The 17,576-nt window shown below is 61.7% G+C and carries 16 protein-coding genes; 11 read left to right on the top strand and 5 right to left on the bottom strand.

Going from position 1 to position 17,576, the window contains the following annotated elements; all coding sequences use genetic code 11:
* Positions 1-130: 130 nt before the first annotated feature.
* From Q0864_RS14470 to cobA, 3 genes are all read right to left on the bottom strand, one after another.
* Positions 131-1,357, bottom strand: coding sequence for an MFS transporter (locus Q0864_RS14470; RefSeq protein ID WP_298571214.1), 1,227 nt, complete (start codon positions 1,355-1,357; stop codon positions 131-133).
* A gap of 78 nt (positions 1,358-1,435) precedes the next feature.
* On the bottom strand, positions 1,436-2,728 hold the full coding sequence (locus Q0864_RS14465) for a cobyrinate a,c-diamide synthase (protein WP_298571133.1): 1,293 nt from the start codon (positions 2,726-2,728) through the stop codon (positions 1,436-1,438).
* Positions 2,728-3,597 (bottom strand): uroporphyrinogen-III C-methyltransferase, encoded by an 870-nt coding sequence (gene cobA, locus Q0864_RS14460; RefSeq protein ID WP_298571132.1) that lies wholly within the window; start codon positions 3,595-3,597, stop codon positions 2,728-2,730. Before cobA ends, Q0864_RS14465 begins: the two co-directional genes overlap by 1 nt.
* 97 nt (positions 3,598-3,694) lie before the next feature.
* Between cobA and Q0864_RS14455 the strand changes: the two genes are divergently transcribed.
* The 9 genes from Q0864_RS14455 (at position 3,695) to pgi (ending at position 12,422) form a co-directional block, all read left to right on the top strand.
* Positions 3,695-4,747 (top strand): cobalt-precorrin-5B (C(1))-methyltransferase, encoded by a 1,053-nt coding sequence (locus tag Q0864_RS14455; RefSeq protein WP_298571130.1) that lies wholly within the window; start codon positions 3,695-3,697, stop codon positions 4,745-4,747.
* Positions 4,744-5,475: a precorrin-6A/cobalt-precorrin-6A reductase gene (locus Q0864_RS14450; protein ID WP_298571128.1), complete on the top strand. Its 732-nt coding sequence runs from the start codon at positions 4,744-4,746 to the stop codon at positions 5,473-5,475. The genes Q0864_RS14455 and Q0864_RS14450 overlap by 4 nt, the downstream gene beginning before the upstream one ends.
* Positions 5,451-6,089: a DNA-3-methyladenine glycosylase 2 family protein gene (locus Q0864_RS14445; protein WP_298571126.1), complete on the top strand. Its 639-nt coding sequence runs from the start codon at positions 5,451-5,453 to the stop codon at positions 6,087-6,089. The genes Q0864_RS14450 and Q0864_RS14445 overlap by 25 nt, the downstream gene beginning before the upstream one ends.
* Positions 6,089-6,772: an alpha/beta fold hydrolase gene (locus Q0864_RS14440; RefSeq protein ID WP_298571124.1), complete on the top strand. Its 684-nt coding sequence runs from the start codon at positions 6,089-6,091 to the stop codon at positions 6,770-6,772. The genes Q0864_RS14445 and Q0864_RS14440 overlap by 1 nt, the downstream gene beginning before the upstream one ends.
* A gap of 167 nt (positions 6,773-6,939) precedes the next feature.
* Positions 6,940-7,524, top strand: coding sequence for an HNH endonuclease (locus tag Q0864_RS14435; protein ID WP_298571122.1), 585 nt, complete (start codon positions 6,940-6,942; stop codon positions 7,522-7,524).
* Between the two features lie 50 nt (positions 7,525-7,574).
* Positions 7,575-8,525 (top strand): agmatinase, encoded by a 951-nt coding sequence (locus tag Q0864_RS14430; RefSeq protein ID WP_298571120.1) that lies wholly within the window; start codon positions 7,575-7,577, stop codon positions 8,523-8,525.
* Positions 8,526-8,640: 115 nt separating this feature from the next.
* Positions 8,641-10,095, top strand: a complete 1,455-nt coding sequence (gene zwf / locus Q0864_RS14425; RefSeq protein WP_298571118.1) for a glucose-6-phosphate dehydrogenase — start codon at positions 8,641-8,643, stop codon at positions 10,093-10,095.
* On the top strand, positions 10,092-10,766 hold the full coding sequence (gene pgl, locus Q0864_RS14420; RefSeq protein WP_298571117.1) for a 6-phosphogluconolactonase: 675 nt from the start codon (positions 10,092-10,094) through the stop codon (positions 10,764-10,766). Before zwf ends, pgl begins: the two co-directional genes overlap by 4 nt.
* Positions 10,767-10,790: 24 nt before the next feature.
* The gene (gene pgi, locus Q0864_RS14415; protein ID WP_298571115.1) at positions 10,791-12,422 is read left to right on the top strand and encodes a glucose-6-phosphate isomerase; all 1,632 of its coding nucleotides are present in this window, start codon (positions 10,791-10,793) and stop codon (positions 12,420-12,422) included.
* Between the two features lie 57 nt (positions 12,423-12,479).
* On the opposite strand, the gene Q0864_RS14410 is transcribed toward pgi, so the two are convergent.
* Positions 12,480-13,439 (bottom strand): alpha/beta hydrolase, encoded by a 960-nt coding sequence (locus Q0864_RS14410; RefSeq protein ID WP_298571113.1) that lies wholly within the window; start codon positions 13,437-13,439, stop codon positions 12,480-12,482.
* A 32-nt stretch (positions 13,440-13,471) separates the two neighbouring features.
* Positions 13,472-13,762 (bottom strand): SCP2 sterol-binding domain-containing protein, encoded by a 291-nt coding sequence (locus Q0864_RS14405; RefSeq protein WP_298571111.1) that lies wholly within the window; start codon positions 13,760-13,762, stop codon positions 13,472-13,474.
* 183 nt (positions 13,763-13,945) lie between these two features.
* Between Q0864_RS14405 and Q0864_RS14400 the strand changes: the two genes are divergently transcribed.
* Complete coding sequence (locus Q0864_RS14400) at positions 13,946-14,575, top strand: tetratricopeptide repeat protein (RefSeq protein ID WP_298571109.1); 630 nt, start codon at positions 13,946-13,948, stop codon at positions 14,573-14,575.
* A gap of 54 nt (positions 14,576-14,629) precedes the next feature.
* On the top strand, positions 14,630-17,533 hold the full coding sequence (locus Q0864_RS14395) for a helicase-related protein (RefSeq protein ID WP_298571107.1): 2,904 nt from the start codon (positions 14,630-14,632) through the stop codon (positions 17,531-17,533).
* Positions 17,534-17,576 lie beyond the last annotated feature (43 nt).

Raw genomic sequence — 17,576 nt, 5'->3', positions numbered from 1 at the left:
TTCAAGCCAAAGCGTCCGGCATGCCAAAATGTCGCTGGGCAAGCTGGTGCCAAGCGGTCGGTGACACATTTTTGTAAAAAAGAGGTGATGTGCGACGGGCAGTTGATGCAGACGCGCCGAGCGCGTCCAATCAGGCCAAATCGTCCTGTGGGCGCAGCATCAGCCAGATCAGCGACGCGCCCGCCAGCGCCAAAAACGGCACCATGGCGATGTTGACCGCGTTCCAGCCCTCGACCGTCGATCCGCCTGAGCAGTTCATCAACCCGCCCGAGGCCAGCGACGCGATGGTCACGCAGCCAAACACGATCATATCGTTCATGCCCTGCACGCGGCCACGCTCTTCCGGGGCATGGGCACCTGCCAGCATGGTGGTTGCGCCGATGAACCCGAAGTTCCAGCCGACGCCCAGCAGGATCAGCGCGATGAAGAAGTTCTCAAGCTCGACGCCTTGCAGCGCGACGACGCCCGCCAGCCCAAGAATGGCCAGCCCGGTTGCGATCACCTTGCGGGTGCCGAAGCGGGCGATCAGGTGGCCGGTGAAAAAGCTGGGCACGAACATCGCCAGCACGTGTGCGGTGACGACATTTCCCGCCATATCGGTTTCAAACCCACAGCCGACGACGGCCAGCGGTGTCGAGGTCATGACAAGGTTCATCAATGCGTAGGATACCATCCCGCAGATGATCGCAACGGCGATGACAGGGTCGCGCAAAAGCTCGCGTCTTGTGCGGCCTTTGGGGTCATCCACATGCGGCTTCGGCGGCTTGGGGATGTCCAGCCCCAAAAATAGGAACGAGCCCAGAATGTTGATCGCGATGATGGTCAGATAAGCCCCAAGAAAGGGCACGACCATCGCGTCGTTTGTGGCGTTGAACAGCTGAGGTCCAATGACCGCCGAGGCCAGACCGCCCGCCATGACATAAGAAATCGCTTTGGGTCGGAACGCGGCCGAAGCCGTGTCGGCCGCCGCAAACCGAAAGAACCCTTGCGAGGATTGATATAGCCCCATCAGGAACGACCCGAGAAGGAAGATACCGAAATCGGCTTGGGTCAGGGCATAGGCGCTGATCGCGGCGCCCAGCGTGCCACCCATCGTGCCAAGCCAAAAGCCCACACGGCGGCCATAGGTCTGCATGACCCAAGATACAGGATTGGCGAAGAACATCGAGCCGCCGACCATCAGCGAGATTGGCAGCGTCGCCCAGCAGGGGTTCGACGCCAGCGATTGCCCGGCCAGCCCTGCCATGGTGAAAATCATCGGCATCTGCGCGCCCAGAAAAGCCTGCGCCAGCACAAGGATGGTCACATTGCGCTTGGCGCGGGCGTCGTCGCCTGGGGTCTGGATCGCGTCACTCATGCGCATATGGGTATCTGCGGGGCGCGGATTTGACCAGATGGAAAAACCAGCCGCGACGCGGCAATTGACCGCTGCCGTCTAGGCGCGGTCGATCAGATGCGCAAAGCTGCCTGAGACTTGGCCGTTCACCAGACCCATAGGGGGCAAGGCGGTGCATTCCGCATCCCTCGCATCGAACAGCGCTTGGCCATTGGCCCGCAGGGTGGTCGCATAGTGGAACTCATGCGCAGCCCATGCGCCGGGGAAGGGGCCGTGGGTCGCGTGAAGGGTCCGGTAGCCAAGATGCAACTTGCGCGTCGCGAAGCTGGTTTCAAGGTCGAGCAGCCCCAACATCTCGTGGCGATCTCCGTCCTTGTCGGTGATCGCGCGGCCCAGCACCATATACCCCCCGCACTCGCCATAGATCGGGCAGGTGGCGGCGCGCAGTCCGGCCTTGAACGTCTGTGCTGCGGCCAGCGTGGCGGCGTGCAACTCGGGATAGCCACCGGGCAGGAAGATGAAGTCGGCGTCGCGCGCCGGGGCTTCGTCGGCCAGCGGCGAGAAGGGCAGGATGGCCGCGCCGTCTGCCTGCCAATCGGCCAGAATATGTGGGTAGGCAAAGGCAAAGGCCCGGTCTGACGCGATGGCGATCCGCTTGCCCGGTGCCGCCAGACACGCCATGGCCTCTGCGCGCGCCGTGATCGGTTCCGCCAGCGCCACCAGCGCCTCCAGATCAAGCGCAGCCTCCACAGCATCGGCCACACGGTCGAGATAGGACTGCAAATCCGGATGTTCACCCGCCTGCACCAAGCCCAGATGGCGCGAGGGATGCGCCATGCCCGTTTGGCGATGAACCGCGCCCAATATCGCAATATTGCTTGGGTGCAGTGCGGCGCGCAGCATTGCCTCGTGGCGCGGGCTGCCGACATTGTTTAGAATCACACCCGCGACGCGGACGTCAGGGTCGTGTGACGCAAACCCGTTGACAAGCGGCGCGACAGAGTGCGCCAACCGCGCGCAGTCGATGACCAACACCACGGGCAGACCCAACTGGCGGGCCAGATCGGCCGTGGCCCCGCGCCCGTGTGGCGGTGCACCGTCAAACAGCCCCATCGCGCCTTCGATCAGTAACAGGTCCGCGCCAGACGCGGCCAAAGCGTCGATCCGTGCGGGTTTCATCGCCCACGCGTCCAGATTTGGACAGTCGCGCCCACAGGCGGCGGCGTGAAAACGCGGGTCAATGTAGTCGGGGCCGGATTTTGCACCGCTGACATCCACACCGCGGCGTGACAGCGCCCGCAAAAGGCCCAAGGTCAGGGTGGTCTTGCCGCTGCCTGACGACGGCGCGGATAGGATAAGCCCGCGCTGACCGTTTCGCGCGGCGGCGGGCATCACCGATCCTCGGCCGGGCGCCCACGGCCCAGCGGGTCGGTGTTGCGGGGCGCATGACCGGCTGCCATCGCCTGCCAGTCCAAGGCCTGTCGCATCAGGACGGCGCGACCGACGCAGATGATCGCAGGCGCGCCGATCCCGTCGCGCGCGGCGTCCTCGACGCAGCTGCCAAGGGTGGTTTCCAAAACCTGCTGCTGCGGCGTCGTCGCGTTTGAAGTGATCGCCACCGGCTCATCACTCGGGCGACCCGCCTCGACCAGCGCAGTGCGGATGCGGTCCAGATGCTTCATGCCCATATAGATCACGATTACCTGTGATCCGCGCGCAATCGCGGCCCAATCCAGCGTGCCGGGCGTTTCGCCCGACTGGTCGTGCCCCGTCACGAAGGTCACCGATTGGTTGACGTCACGGTGGGTGACGGGAACGCCCGCATAAGCCAGCCCGCCAATCCCGGCCGAGATGCCGGGAATAATGCGGATCGGAACGCCATGCTGCACAAGGGTCTGACCTTCTTCGCCACCACGTCCGAATACAAAGGGATCGCCACCTTTCAGGCGCAGGACCTTCTTGCCGGCGCGCGCCAAATCCACCAGTTGCAGGGAAATATCGCGCTGCAAGGCCGAGGGCTTGCCACCGCGCTTGCCGGCATAGATCGCTTCAGCATCGGCACGCGCCCACGCCAAGATCTCGGGTGCCACCAGCGCGTCATGCACGATCACATCGGCCTGGGACAGCGCGTTGAGCGCATGGATCGTCAAAAGCCCGGGATCGCCGGGACCGGCGCCGCACAGCCACACCCAACCGGGTTGCATCACGGGCCAGTCAGTTCCTGGCAAGGGGGGCGGGGTATAAGTGGACGACTCGCTCATTGGCTTCTTATGCACCGGACGGCGGGCAACGAAAAGCGCCGTTGCGACCCCAAACGATGGATTGGCGGCGTGCACCGCTGCGCCTATAGTCGGCGCGATGAGCAGTGATTTGCCCCCCAAACTGCGCCGTGGCTGGACCACGGGCGCCTGCGCTACGGCTGCCGTAAAGGCGGCGCTGGAGGGGGTGTGGGGCGCAGGTGTGCCGTCACAGGTCACGATCACCCTGCCCAAAGGTGAAACCCCAACATTCCAGATTGAAGAGGCCGCGCGGGATGACGGCTGGGCCGAAGCCGCGATCATCAAGGATGCGGGCGACGACCCGGATGTGACCCACGGTGCCCTGATCCGCGCGCATGTCGCGTCCAGGCAACCGGGGCAAGGCATCCGCTTTCTGGCAGGTGATGGCGTGGGCATCGTCACCAAACCCGGCCTGCCCATTCCACCGGGCGAACCCGCGATCAACCCTGTGCCGCGCCAGATGATGAAAGGGGTCATTCACGAAGCGGCGGATGCGTTCGGAAAAAGCGCGGATCTGGATGTCACGATCTCGGTTAGGAATGGCGCGGAACTGGCTGAAAAGACTTGGAATCCGCGTCTTGGCATCAAAGGCGGGCTGTCGATCCTTGGCACGACGGGCATCGTTCGCCCGTTTTCCTGCGCCGCATGGATCGCCTCGATCCACCGGGGCATTGACGTGGCCCGCGCCGAGGGGTTGGCACATGTGGCGGGCTGCACAGGCGCAACGTCCGAACGCGCGGTGCAGGCGCTTTATGGCCTACCGGATGGCGCAATGCTTGATATGGGGGATTTTGTTGGGGGATTGTTGAAATATCTCGCGCGCCACCCGATCCAGCGTGCGACCATTGGCGGAGGTATTGGAAAATTGACGAAACTGGCACAAGGCGCGCGCGATCTGCATTCAGGACGCAGTCAGGTGAATTTTGAAACACTCGCCATCTGGCTGGATGACGCCGAAGTAAAGCACATGAATACGGCCCTTGAGGCCTATGAAAAACATGGAAAAAAGATGTCAGACTTGATCGTCGAGAAAGCCCGGCGCGAGGCCGCCAAGATGTTGCGGGATGCGGACGTTGCCCTTGATGTTGTCATGATCGACCGCAAAGGCGCGGTGATCGCGCGGGCGTCGTGAAAACCTTACTGCTGGCAGGAACGCAAGAAGCGCGCGCGCTGGCGGACCTGTTCGTCGCAGACGGCGTGGATGCGGTCGCGTCACTGGCGGGTGTCACCGACGCGCCAAGGTTGTTCCCCATCCAAACTCGCAGGGGCGGGTTTGGAGGCGAGGCCGCGCAAGAACGCTTTATGCAAGACGGCGAGTTTGACGCCGTGATTGACGCAACGCATCCGTTCGCAACCCAGATTTCCAGCCGCAGCCTGACCATTGCGCGGCGATTGGGGGTGCCATATCTGCGCCTGCTGCGCCCCGCCTGGCGCGCTCAGGACGGCGATCTGTGGCACAGTGTTGAAACGGAGAAAGACGTCGAAAAGCTGATCCCGCAGCGCGCGCGCGTGTTTCTGGCGACCGGGGCGCAATCCATCGACAAATGGGCCGGTCTTGCAAAAGGCAGAACGCTGTTTTGCCGGCGTGTGGACCGAACAAATGACCCGTTTCCCTATGAGGGAAGCTGGATTATCGGCCAGCCGCCTTTTGTTCTGGCTTATGAAATGCGTTTGCTGAAAACATATGCAGTAGAGTGGGTTGTGGCAAAAAACTCAGGTGGTCCGACCCGCGCAAAGCTTGATGCAGCGCGCGCCTTGGGGTTGCCGGTCGCCTTGCTGGACCGGCCCGCGATGTTGGACTGCGATCATGCGCAAACCGCTCAAGAGGCGCTGACGTGGCTGACCACACAGAGCGCCTGATCCGTGGGCCGGATTGCTTGCACGAAGGTGCCGCGTGGCTTTGCGCCAAGGAGCCCAGATTTCAGGGTGTTCTGGATCAGATCGACGAAATACCGCTGCGCCTTCGCGACGACGGTTTTGAAGCCCTCTTGTTTGCCATCGTCGGTCAGCAGGTTTCAACCGCGTCGGCGGCGGCGATCTGGGCGCGGATTGACGCGGCCGGGATGACCACACCCGACAGCGTCGCCCAAGCCAGCCCGGAAGGTCTTGCCGCTTTGGGCCTGTCGCGCCCCAAAATCCGTTATGCCCACGCGCTGGCTGGGGCGGGGCTGGATTACCCAGCATTGCGTCGCGCACCGTCAGATCAGGTGATCGCGACCCTGACTGCCGTGCCGGGTATTGGGCTTTGGACCGCCGAAATCTATGCCTTGTTCGCGCTGGCCCGCGCCGACATCTTTCCGGCGGGTGATCTGGCCTTACAAGAGGCGGCCCGGATGCTGTTTGATCTGCCCACCCGGCCAACCGACAAAGCGCTGCGCACCATGGCCGCAGACTGGACACCCTGGAGGGGCGTTGCAGCCCGGCTGCTCTGGGCGTATTACCGGGTCGAGAAAAAACGCGAAGGGGTCGCATGATGAACCGCATTCTGGATGTAAAACGCCGCGAGGCTGCCTCGGGCACGACCAAGTCGGTCGTCGTGTTTCTGCACGGGTATGGCGCGGATGGCGCGGACCTTTTGGGTCTGTCTGATCCGCTGTCAGAACACATGCCGGATACCACGTTCATCGCGCCCGACGCCCCCGAGAAATGCGCAGGAAACCCGGTGGGCTTTCAGTGGTTCCCGATTCCGTGGCTTGATGGTTCTTCCGAAGAAGACAGCATGAACGGTGCCAATCAGGCCGCGCTGGATATCGATGCCTTCTTGGATCAGGTGCTTGAAGATGAGGGGATAACCCCTGAACAGCTCATCGTTTTTGGGTTTTCGCAAGGCACGATGATGGCGCTACGCGTGCTGCCGCGCCGGGCCGAGCCGATCGCGGGGCTTGTGGCGTTTTCCGGACGCATGCTGGAACCTGACCAGTTCGCGGAGCAGGTGAAATCGAAACCACCGGTGTTGCTGGTGCATGGCGATCAGGATGACATGGTTCCGCCCGGCCATTTTTCGGAAAGCGGCGAGATCCTGCAAGCCGAAGGGTTCGAGACCTACGGCTTCATCATGAAGGGCACGGGGCACGGCATCGCCATGGATGGCCTGTCGGTCGCGCTGAGCTTCATGCAAGACAAGCTGGGCATCGCGCGCGCCGCACAGCCCAAGTAGCTGGCGTTTCCACCATCTTGACGGACGGTGGTGTGATGCCGGTGCGGCCTCTATATCTAGGGGTTGTCAGGTTGAATTGCCCATATATAGTCATCTTATATTGCTGGGGCGGGTATCTCGCCCTGATCCGACCGCGACGGGTCGATAAGGTGAGGTGATGTGGCACGATGGACGGAGACTTCAGGACAGATTTTGTGCGCGAAGGGGGTGGCGTGAAGAACCACGCGGCCCTGGTGCTCAATGCCGACTACAGACCGCTTTCCTACTACCCTTTGTCACTGTGGCCTTGGCAAGAGGCGGTGAAGGCCGCGGTGCTGGACCGGGTCAACATATTGGTCGAATATGACGAGGTGGTCCGAAGCCCGTCGCTTGAGATACGGATCCCCTCGGTCGTTGTCCTGAAAGACTATGTGAAACCTCAAAAGCGCGTGGCCTTCACGCGCTTTAATCTTTTTTTGAGGGACGAATTTTGTTGCCAGTATTGCGGGGCCAAGGGGGATCTGACCTTTGATCATGTGGTGCCACGGGCCGCAGGTGGCGTGACCAGTTGGGAAAATGTCGTGGCCGCCTGCCAGAAATGCAACCTGCGCAAAGGGTCAAAGCCCCTGCGGTTTTCCGGGCTGAACCTGCGCAAACCGCCGCGCCAGCCTGCTGCGGAAGAATTGCGCAACATCGGGCGCAAGTTTCCGCCGGGCCACTTGCATGAAAGCTGGATGGATTTCCTCTATTGGGATGCCGAACTGGAGGCGTGACGGTGACTGCGCAAGGCGATAGCCTGCCTTCATGAAAAGGGAGCTTCGCCATGTCTGATCCGTTCTTCACGCCGATTTCTGGATTCGATCTGCCGCGCTTTGCAGGTGTGCCGACCTTCATGCGTCTGCCACACGTCGAATTTGACCATCCCCGATTTCCCGAGGTGCAGATCGGGTTGATCGGCGCACCGTGGGATGGGGGCACGACGAACCGGCCCGGCCCACGCCACGGCCCGCGACAATTGCGCGATCTGTCCACCATGATCCGTGCGCAAAACGGGGCGACCGGTGTGCGCCCGTTCGAGGCCGCGAACTGCGCCGATCTGGGCGATGTGGCCCCAAACCCCGCCGACCTGATGGACAGTTTGCAGCGGATGGAGCGGTTCTATGAACGGGTGAAGGCGGCGGGGATCAGGCCGCTGACAGCGGGCGGCGACCATCTGTGCACCCTGCCGATTTTGCGCGCTTTGGCCAAAGACAAGCCGCTGGGCATGGTGCATTTCGACAGCCACACGGATTTGTATCACTCCTATTTCGGCGGGACCATGTATACCCACGGCACCCCGTTCCGCCGCGCGGTGGAGGAGGGGCTTCTGGACCCTCTGCGTGTGGTGATGATCGGTATTCGTGGCACGGCTTATGACAACGAGGACCGGGATTTCGCCGAAAGCGTTGGCATCCGGGTCATCCCGATCGAAGAATTCCACAAGCGTGGCGTGGCCGATGTGATGGCCGAAGCTCGTGACATCGCGGGATCAGGCGACACCTATGTCAGCTACGATATCGACTTTGTTGACCCGGCCTTTGCGCCCGGCACCGGCACGCCGGAAGTGGGTGGCCCAAACTCGTTTCAGGCGCTCGACGTGGTGCGCGGCTTGCGTGGGACTAAGATTGTCGGGGCAGATCTGGTTGAAGTCTCGCCCCCGTTCGATGCATCCGGCGCAACCGCATATCTGGGCGCCTCGATCATGTTCGAGCTTTTGTGTGTCATGACGGGCTAGGTGACGGACCACTTTCGCTTGAGGTCGCGCCGATGAATGCTAGACTTCGTGGGTATTGATCGGTAGAACGCATTTCACACAGTTCGTTAGCGCTAACGCAGTCTTGGAGGTTCCCATGGTCTCTCGCGTCATTCCAGTCGATCCGTTCGACCTTGTGATCTTTGGGGGCACGGGTGACCTTGCGCGCCGCAAGATCCTGCCCGGTCTGTATCGGCGTTTTCAAGATGAACAAATGCCCGACACCGCGCGCATCATCGGCGTGGCGCGCAGCGACATGGATACCGAAGGGTATCGGGCGTTCGTCAGCGAAGCGGTGCGCGAATTCATTTCCAAAAAGAAGTGCGATCCCAAGGTGTTGTCAGCCTTTCTTGACAGGCTGTGTTTTGTTCAGGTCGACGCGGTTGGGGAACAGGGATGGGACAAGCTAAAGGCCGAAATTCGCGATGAGCACGTGCAGGCCTTCTATTTCTCGGTCGGACCAAACCTGTTTGGGCCCATCGCGGAACGCTTGCATCGCCATGGCATTGCCGGGCCCGAGGCGCGCATCGTGGTCGAAAAGCCCTTTGGGCATGATCAGGCGACTGCGCGGGCGCTGAACCAGGTGCTGGCCCGGCATTTCGATGAGGGTCAGATTTATCGCATCGACCACTACCTTGGAAAGGAAACCGTCCAGAACCTTATGGCCTTGCGCTTTGGAAACATGCTGTTTGAACCGCTGTGGAATGCGCAATACGTGGACCACATCCAGATCACGGTGGCCGAAACCGTCGGGGTCGAAGGTCGCGGCAGTTACTATGACAAGTCGGGCGCGATGCGCGACATGGTGCAGAACCACCTGATGCAGCTTCTTTGCCTGACCGCGATGGAGCCGCCTTCGAAATTCGAACCTGACGCTGTGCGTGACGAGAAACTGAAGATCATACGCGCCCTTGATCCGGTGACCTCTGACGATATCGTGCGGGGGCAATATCGCGGTGGCGACAGCGTGGCGACCTATCTTCAGGACGCCGAAACCGATGCCAGCACCACTGAAAGCTTTGTGGCGATGAAGCTGCATATCTCGAACTGGCGCTGGAACGGGACACCCTTCTATCTGCGCACGGGCAAACGTCTGCGCGCCCGGATGTCCGAAATCGTCGTGCGCTTCAAGGAACCGCCTCATTCGATCTTTGAAGAGGATACCGGCCAGTCCGCCAACGAATTGTCGATCCGCCTGCAACCCAATGAAGGCATGGATTTGAAGGTCACGATCAAGGAACCCGGACTGGGCGGCATGCGTCTGATCGACGTGCCGTTGGATATGACCTTTGCAGAAGCCCTTGGCGATGATGTGGCCGATGCCCCTGATGCCTATGAACGGCTGATCATGGATGTGATTCGGGGCAACCAAACGCTGTTCATGCGCGGAGACGAAGTAGAAGCCGCCTGGGCCTGGACCGATCCGATCATTGCTGGCTGGGTAGACCGTCGCGACAAGCCCAGGCTTTACGACGCTTTCTCGACGGGACCGGAAGAGGCGCTTATGCTGCTCCACAAAGACGGACGTCGCTGGAGGGAGATCCGCGAATGAAACTGATCGAATATGCCGATCGCGACATGATGATGCTGGATTTGGCGGACACGCTGGCCTCGGAATTGGTGGCGATGCTGGATCACGAGGATCGCGCGTCGTTGGCGGTGCCCGGCGGGACGTCTCCCGGTCCGGTGTTCGATGCCCTTTGCGCTGTCGATCTGGATTGGGCGCGGGTGGATGTCATGTTGACCGACGAACGCTGGGTGCCGGAAAGCGACCCGCGGTCAAATACGGCGTTGTTGAAGGCGCGGCTGTTGGTCAACAACGCCGCCAAGGCGCGTCTGGTGCCGCTTTACGCGGACACCGCAGCACCCGAAGACAGCCTGGACGCCCTGTCGCGCGGGGTTTCTGATGCCTTGCCCTTGTCGATCGTGCTGCTGGGGATGGGGGCTGATATGCACACGGCCAGCTTGTTTCCGGGGGCAGATCGGCTGTCAGATGCGTTGTCGACGCGTGCGCCGGCCGTGCTTGCTATGCGCGCGCCAGGGGCGAGCGAGCCGCGCGTCACGCTGACCGCCCCGGTTCTGAACGGGGCGATGTCAAAACACCTGTTGATCCTGGGTGAAGCGAAACGCGCGGCTTTGGCCGTGGCGCTCAAGGCGGATGACGCGATCGAGGCACCGGTCAAAGCCGTTTTGCCGGATATGACGGTGCATTGGGCGGCCTAGCTGCCAACACGGGGTGGGGGAACAATGGATATCAGTGATCTGAAGGTCTATCACGACGCCAATAAGGACCGTGATATCGCCGCGTTGTTTGCGGATGGCGACCGCGCGGCGGCGTTTTCAACGCGCACGAACGGGCTGGTGTTCGACTGGTCCAAGACCGCGTTGGACGATACGGGCGTTGACTTGCTGTTGGCACTGGCGGATGCGGCGCAGGTGGCATCACGGCGCGACGCGATGTTCTGTGGCGAAAAAATCAACCTCACCGAAGGGCGCGCTGTGCTGCACACGGCGTTGCGTGCCGGGTCCGAGGCACAAATCCACGTTGACGGTCAGGATGTCATGCCAGAGGTGCGCCAGACGCTGACCCGTATGCGCGATTTCGCGTCTCGTTTGCGATCCGGTCAGATCCGAGCCCCCGGTGGCGGACGCTTTCGCGATGTGGTCAATATCGGGATCGGTGGCTCTGATCTGGGGCCCGCCATGGCGACGCTGGCGCTGTCGCCCTACCATGACGGGCCACGGGTTCATTTTGTGTCGAACGTGGACGGGGCGCAGATCGCGGATGTGCTGTCGGGGTTGAACCCGGCCGAAACGCTGGTGATCGTGGCATCCAAGACCTTTACGACCATCGAAACGATGACCAATGCCGCGACGGCGCGCGATTGGCTGATGCGTGATCTTGGGGCAGCCGGGGTCGGGCTGCATTTCGTGGCGCTGTCCTCGAACCTTGAAAAGACCACCGATTGGGGCATCGCCGCTGAACGCGTGTTCGGCTTTGAAGACTGGGTTGGCGGGCGATATTCGGTGTGGGGCCCCATCGGGCTTTCGCTGATGATCGCGATCGGGCCTGAGCGGTTTGAACAATTGCTGGCCGGTGCGCGCGATATGGACGACCATTTCCGCACCACAGACGGGCGCGCGAACATGCCCTTGATGCTGGCGCTTGTCGGGATTTGGCATCGGCAGGTCTGTGGCTACCCGACACGGGCTGTTTTACCCTATGAACAACGCCTTGCACGGCTGCCGGCCTACCTTCAACAGCTCGAGATGGAAAGCAACGGAAAACGCGTGGCGCTGGACGGGCAACCATTGTCCGTGCCGTCAGGCCCCGTGGTCTGGGGCGAACCCGGCACCAACGGCCAACATGCGTTCTATCAATTGATCCATCAGGGCACGGATATCATTCCATGTGAATTTCTCGTGGGCGCGACAGGGCATGAGGGTGAGCTGGCCCATCAACACAGCTTGCTCGTCGCCAACTGCCTTGCACAGTCGCAAGCCCTGATGCAGGGGCGCAGTCTGGAGAAAGCGCGCGCGCTGATGGCGGCCATGGACTTTAGCGGAGACGAGCTGGAGCGGCAGGCCGCGCACCGCGTCTTTCCCGGCAACCGCCCGTCGACCACGTTGGTCTATCCCAAGCTGACGCCGCATGTCTTGGGCCAGATCATCGCGCTTTATGAACATCGGGTGTTTGTGGAGGGCGTGATCCTTGGCATCAACTCGTTCGACCAATGGGGCGTCGAACTGGGCAAGGAACTGGCTGTCGCGCTGGAACCGGTGGTGACCGGCGCGCGTGATGGGGCAGGGCTGGACGGATCGACCCGCGCCCTGGTGTCACATGTGCAGGCGATGATGGCCGCTGTGCCAAGAAATTGAATTTACTCGATTGCGATTGATGTGGCGAAGGGGTGTCCTGCGCGCCAGTTGGCTGGCTCAGGCCGCTGACGTCTCGCTCTGCCGCTGTGCCAATATCTCCAAAGCCTCATATACGCGTTTGCGGATCGGTCGGGCTTCCATCAGCACCTCGTGTTCGCATCCTTGGGCGATCTCAAGCCGACCAAGCGGCCAGCGCGCCATGTAGTCGTGAACCGGTCCCGGCTCGACGATGCGTTCGTGTGTGCCAAGAAAGGCGACAGCCGGCAACGATGGGGCTGGCATTGCCATCAGATCCCGCATTTCGGTCAATGCGGCGAACAGCCAGCCGGTGGTGGGTCCGCCCAAGGTCAGTTCGGGATGCTGCTTGGCCTGATCTTGCATCAGCGCATACATCTCGCGATCCGTGGTCAGCATGTTGTCGTCAAACGGCTGCGTGGAAACATAGGTCGCCCGCGCGGTTCCGGGTGACAGCATCAGCTTCAACGGGGTTTGATGCAACGCCCAAGACAGGCTCCAGGCAATGGGCTTGAGCGGTGTTGACATGGTGATGCCCCACATCGGCGCGGAAAAACAGGCACCGACGACATCCAGCCCATTCTGGAGCGACCGCAGACCAATACAGCCGCCCATCGAATGGCCCAGCAGGGTAAAGGGGCGGGGCAGGTCCAATTCCGTGGCAAGGGCCATCATTTCAGCCAAATCGGTTTGGTATTCGTCGAAATGGCTGACATGACCCAGCTCGCGTTCGGCATCGGGCCGGTCTGACAACCCTTGCCCGCGCCAGTCAATCGTCAGCGTGTCGAACCCGCGCGCGGCCAATTCTGCGGCGATCAGGCCATATTTCTCGATATATTCGGTGCGACCGGGAAACAGCAGAACGGTGCCACGCAAAGGTGTTTCGCTGATGCGCGGCCAGTGACCAAGACGCAGCCTGACCCCGTCCGAGGTCATGCGCCAAAACGCCCGCCCGTCAGGCGGACCTTTGGCGATATCTGCAAACAGCGGTGCGTCGCTCATCTCGCCCCCCGATTGACCCTTGTCAGACCATTCTAGCCCAACGCAGCGCCAAGTTGCATGGCCAGTCCCATGTTGCCATCGACCGACAGTTTGCCAGTCATGAACGCAGTGGTCGGGTTCATTTCGCCCGACAGCATGTCCTGAAACACGCCAGCATCGGCCGTCAGAGTGACATCTGCGTCGTCATCGCCTGCGCGTGCGCCGCTTCCATCCACAATGATCGCGCCTTCGCCTTCGATCACGAATTTGGCAGTTCCGCCGTCAAACCCATCGCTCATCTTCTCGTTCAGCGAAGCCACAGCCTTATTGATCACGTCACTCACGTGTAATCCTCCGATTGGTGCCCGACAGGGCTTTTGTATCATCTGAATGCTAACGCAGCGTTGACGCGGGCGTAAACGGCTTTTCGGCCGAAGTGACGTGTGGGAACCATCAGACGGGCGAAAACCTGCCGTTTGCACGGGAAAGTGTCTGTTACCGGCCCCGGCATGGCGTTAACTTGACGTATGACCTGCCGCATTCTGACCGCCTGCAACTTCAACAGCCTGTTCGCCTTGGCGATGATCACCTGTCTGGGCGGATCCTCTGGTGCGCTTTTGGCACAAGGAACGGATCTGGGGGACAGCCAGTCGGTGTCCTCTGAATTGATCACGGGGGAAGGTCAGAGCGAACTGGATCGCCTTTTGGCGCTTTTGCGTCAGGCCGATGACAGCAACTGGCAAGCGTTGGAGGACGAGGTCTGGGAGCTTTGGTCCAAGTCAGGCTCCGACGCGCTGGACCTGCTTTTGGCGCGGGGGCGCAAGGCGATGGAGGGCGACGACCTTGAGGCTGCAATCGAGCATCTGAGCGCGTTGACAGATCACGCGCCGGACTTTGCCGAAGGATGGAACGCCCGCGCCACAGCCTTCTATCGGGCGGGTCGGCTGGGGTTGGCGCTGGATGATATCGCCCGTGCACTGGCGTTGGAGCCGCGCCATTTCGCAGCACTGACCGGGCTGGGCATCATCATGGAGGATCTGGGCGACCCACGCCGCGCGCTGGATGCCTATCGCCTCTCGCTTGCTATACATCCCCGCAACCCCGACGTAAAAGAGGCCGTTCAGCGGCTTGAAGCGGCGGACGGGCAGGATATCTGATCGGAAATGGCGCGCGCGGGCGCGCCTGCCGAACAGCGACGGGAAAGGCAGAACATGGTCTCGGACAATGCGCGGGGTGGCCCGCGGATCACGGCCGTTCTTGGCCCGACCAACACGGGCAAAACCCACTATGCGTTGGATCGGATGCTGGGCTACCGCACCGGGGTAATTGGCTTGCCGCTGCGCCTTCTGGCGCGCGAGGTGTATGACAAGCTGGTGGCCCTTCGTGGCCCCAATGCGGTCGCGCTGGTCACTGGCGAAGAGCGCATCGTGCCCGAACGCGCGCAATATTGGGTCGCGACGGTCGAGGCGATGCCGCTGGGCGTCGGGGCAGAATTTGTCGCCATCGACGAAATCCAGCTTTGCGCCGACCCGGAACGCGGGCACGTGTTCACCGACCGGCTGCTGCACATGCGCGGCACGCAGGAAACGCTGTTCATGGGGTCCGACACGATGCGCAGCGCCATCGCGGGTTTGGCGCCTGAGGTGCAGTTCCTCTATCGCGAGCGGTTTTCCGAGTTGGTTCATTCCGGCTCTAAGAAACTCAGCCGCATGCCGGGGCGCTCGGCGATCGTGGGGTTCTCGGTCGATAACCTTTACGCCATTGCCGAGTTGATGCGTCGCCAAAAAGGGGGCGTGGCTGTCGTCATGGGCGCGCTGTCGCCCCGCACGCGCAACGCACAGGTCGAGATGTATCAGAACGGCGAGGTCGACTACCTGATCGCCACGGATGCCATCGGGATGGGGCTGAACCTTGATATCGACCATGTGGCGTTTTCGGCCCTGTCCAAGTTTGACGGCCACCGGATGCGGCAGCTAGCGCCCAACGAGCTGGCGCAGATCGCCGGACGGGCAGGGCGCTATATGAAACACGGCTCGTTCGGGGTGACGGGCGAGGCCGCGCCGCTTTCCGATGAGATGGCCGATGCCATCACCTCGCATTCCTTCACGCCGATCCGCAAGCTGTGTTGGCGTAACGGCGATCTGGCGTTTGGCAATGTGCAGGCACTTATTCGCTCACTCGAATTGCCCACCACCAACAGCTGGTTGGCGCGGGCGCGGGACGCGGATGACCTTGTGGCCCTGAAGATGCTTGCGGAAGACGCCGAGGTGGCCGCGCGCGCCACTGACGGGCGCTCTGTCGGGCTTTTGTGGGATGTGTGCCGCTTGCCCGATTTCCGCGGTATCAGCCATGCAGAACACGCCGGTCTGATCACCAGCCTTTTCAATGACATCCACGAACATGGGCGCGTGCGCGAAGACTGGTTTGCCCGGCAGGTGAAGCGGATTGACCGCACCGAAGGCGATATCGACACGCTTTCCAAACGGTTGGCATATATTCGCACATGGACATATGTTGCACAACGACGCGATTGGCTGGATGATGTTGCCCATTGGCGCGGCGAAGCGCGTGCTGTAGAAGATCGCCTGTCGGATGCACTACACAGCGCATTGACCAAAAGATTTGTAGATCGCCGCACCTCTGTGTTGCTGCGGCGGTTGAAACAGAAGGAGAGCCTCGTGGCTGACGTGAATGACAAAGGTGAAGTGACGGTCGAAGGCCAATTTGTTGGTCGACTGGAGGGGTTCCAGTTTCGTCAGGACTCCGCCCAAAGCCCGGAAGAGGCAAAAACCCTCCGCGCGGCCAGCATGAAGGCGCTCGCGCCCGAATTCCACCTGCGTGCGGACCGTTTCTATAACGCGCCCGATACCGAGCTTGATTTCACTGAGCAGGGCGGGTTGATGTGGGGCGAGCTTGCCGTTGGTAAGCTGGTCAAGGGCGACGAGCTGCTAAAGCCGCGCGTGCAGGCCTTTGTTGACGAGGAAGCCGGAACGGATGTCGCTGAAAAGGTCACCCGCCGCCTTCAGCACTTCATCGACCGCAAGGTGCAGGCGCTGTTCGAGCCGCTGACCACCATCGAAAAAGACGAGACGCTGACCGGTCTGGCCCGGGGTTTTGGGTTCCGCATGATCGAGGCGTTGGGCATTATCCCGCGCGATCAGGTGGCGCAGGAAGTGAAAGAGTTGGATCAGGATGCCCGCGCGGCATTGCGCAAGCATGGCGTCCGGTTCGGCCAGTTCACGATCTTCATGCCTTTGCTGCTGAAACCCGCGCCGACGCGTCTGCGTCTGGTGCTGGACAGCCTGTTCAAAGACCTGTCCGAGTTTCCGGAATCGCCCCCGCCCGGTTTGGTGACGATCCCTGCGGTCAGCGGTGTCGACCCGCATGCCTATTTGCTGGCAGGTTACCGCCCAGCCGGTGCCCGTGCGATCCGGATCGACATGTTGGAACGTCTGGCCGACCAGCTGCGCGCTGAAGACAGCCGTGGCGGGTTTGAGGCGAAAGCCGACATGCTGTCGATCACTGGCATGACGCTGGAGCAGTTTGCCGACTTGATGCAGGGACTTGGCTACAAGGCTGACAAGGCCGAGCGTGTGAAGGTGAAAGCGCCCGCAGTTGGGGCGGCTGACAGCACGGTTGCCGGTGATCCCCCTGTCGAAACGCCAACCGAGACGCCAAACGAAACACCTGCAGCGCCCCCCACTGAAGTGCCGGCCGAAGCGCCGGTTGAAGTGCCGGTTGAAGTCCCGACCGAGACACCAACCGAAGCCCCTACCGAGGTGCCGACGGAAACGTCTGCCACAGATGCGGCGCCCGCTTCCGACGGCGAAGAGGCCCCCGAAACAGAGGTCTTTTATACCTTCACATGGGGTGGTTTTGGCCGCGCGCGCGGTGGAAAACCGCGCGGCGAACGGGCGGCGCAGGGCGATCGTCCTCGTGGAAAGCAGGGTGGCAAACCCGGTGGCAAGCAAGGTGGCAAGCCGGGCCGGGGTGGTCCGCGCAAAGGACCGCAGGACAACAAGCCCAAAAGCTATCAGTCTGGTCCGCGCAAGGAAAAAGCCATCGATCCTGACAACCCGTTCGCGGCTCTGTTGGCGCTGAAGGAAAAGAACTGATTGGTGAAGGCCGACAACTCAGGGGGCGGTGATGCCGCCCCTT

Origin of the sequence: uncultured Aliiroseovarius sp. (assembly GCF_947497285.1) — a bacterium.
Classification (GTDB): Bacteria; Pseudomonadota; Alphaproteobacteria; order Rhodobacterales; family Rhodobacteraceae; genus Aliiroseovarius.
The sequence above is the reverse complement of the archived record's forward strand: the minus strand, read 5'-3'. Positions and strand labels throughout refer to the sequence as shown.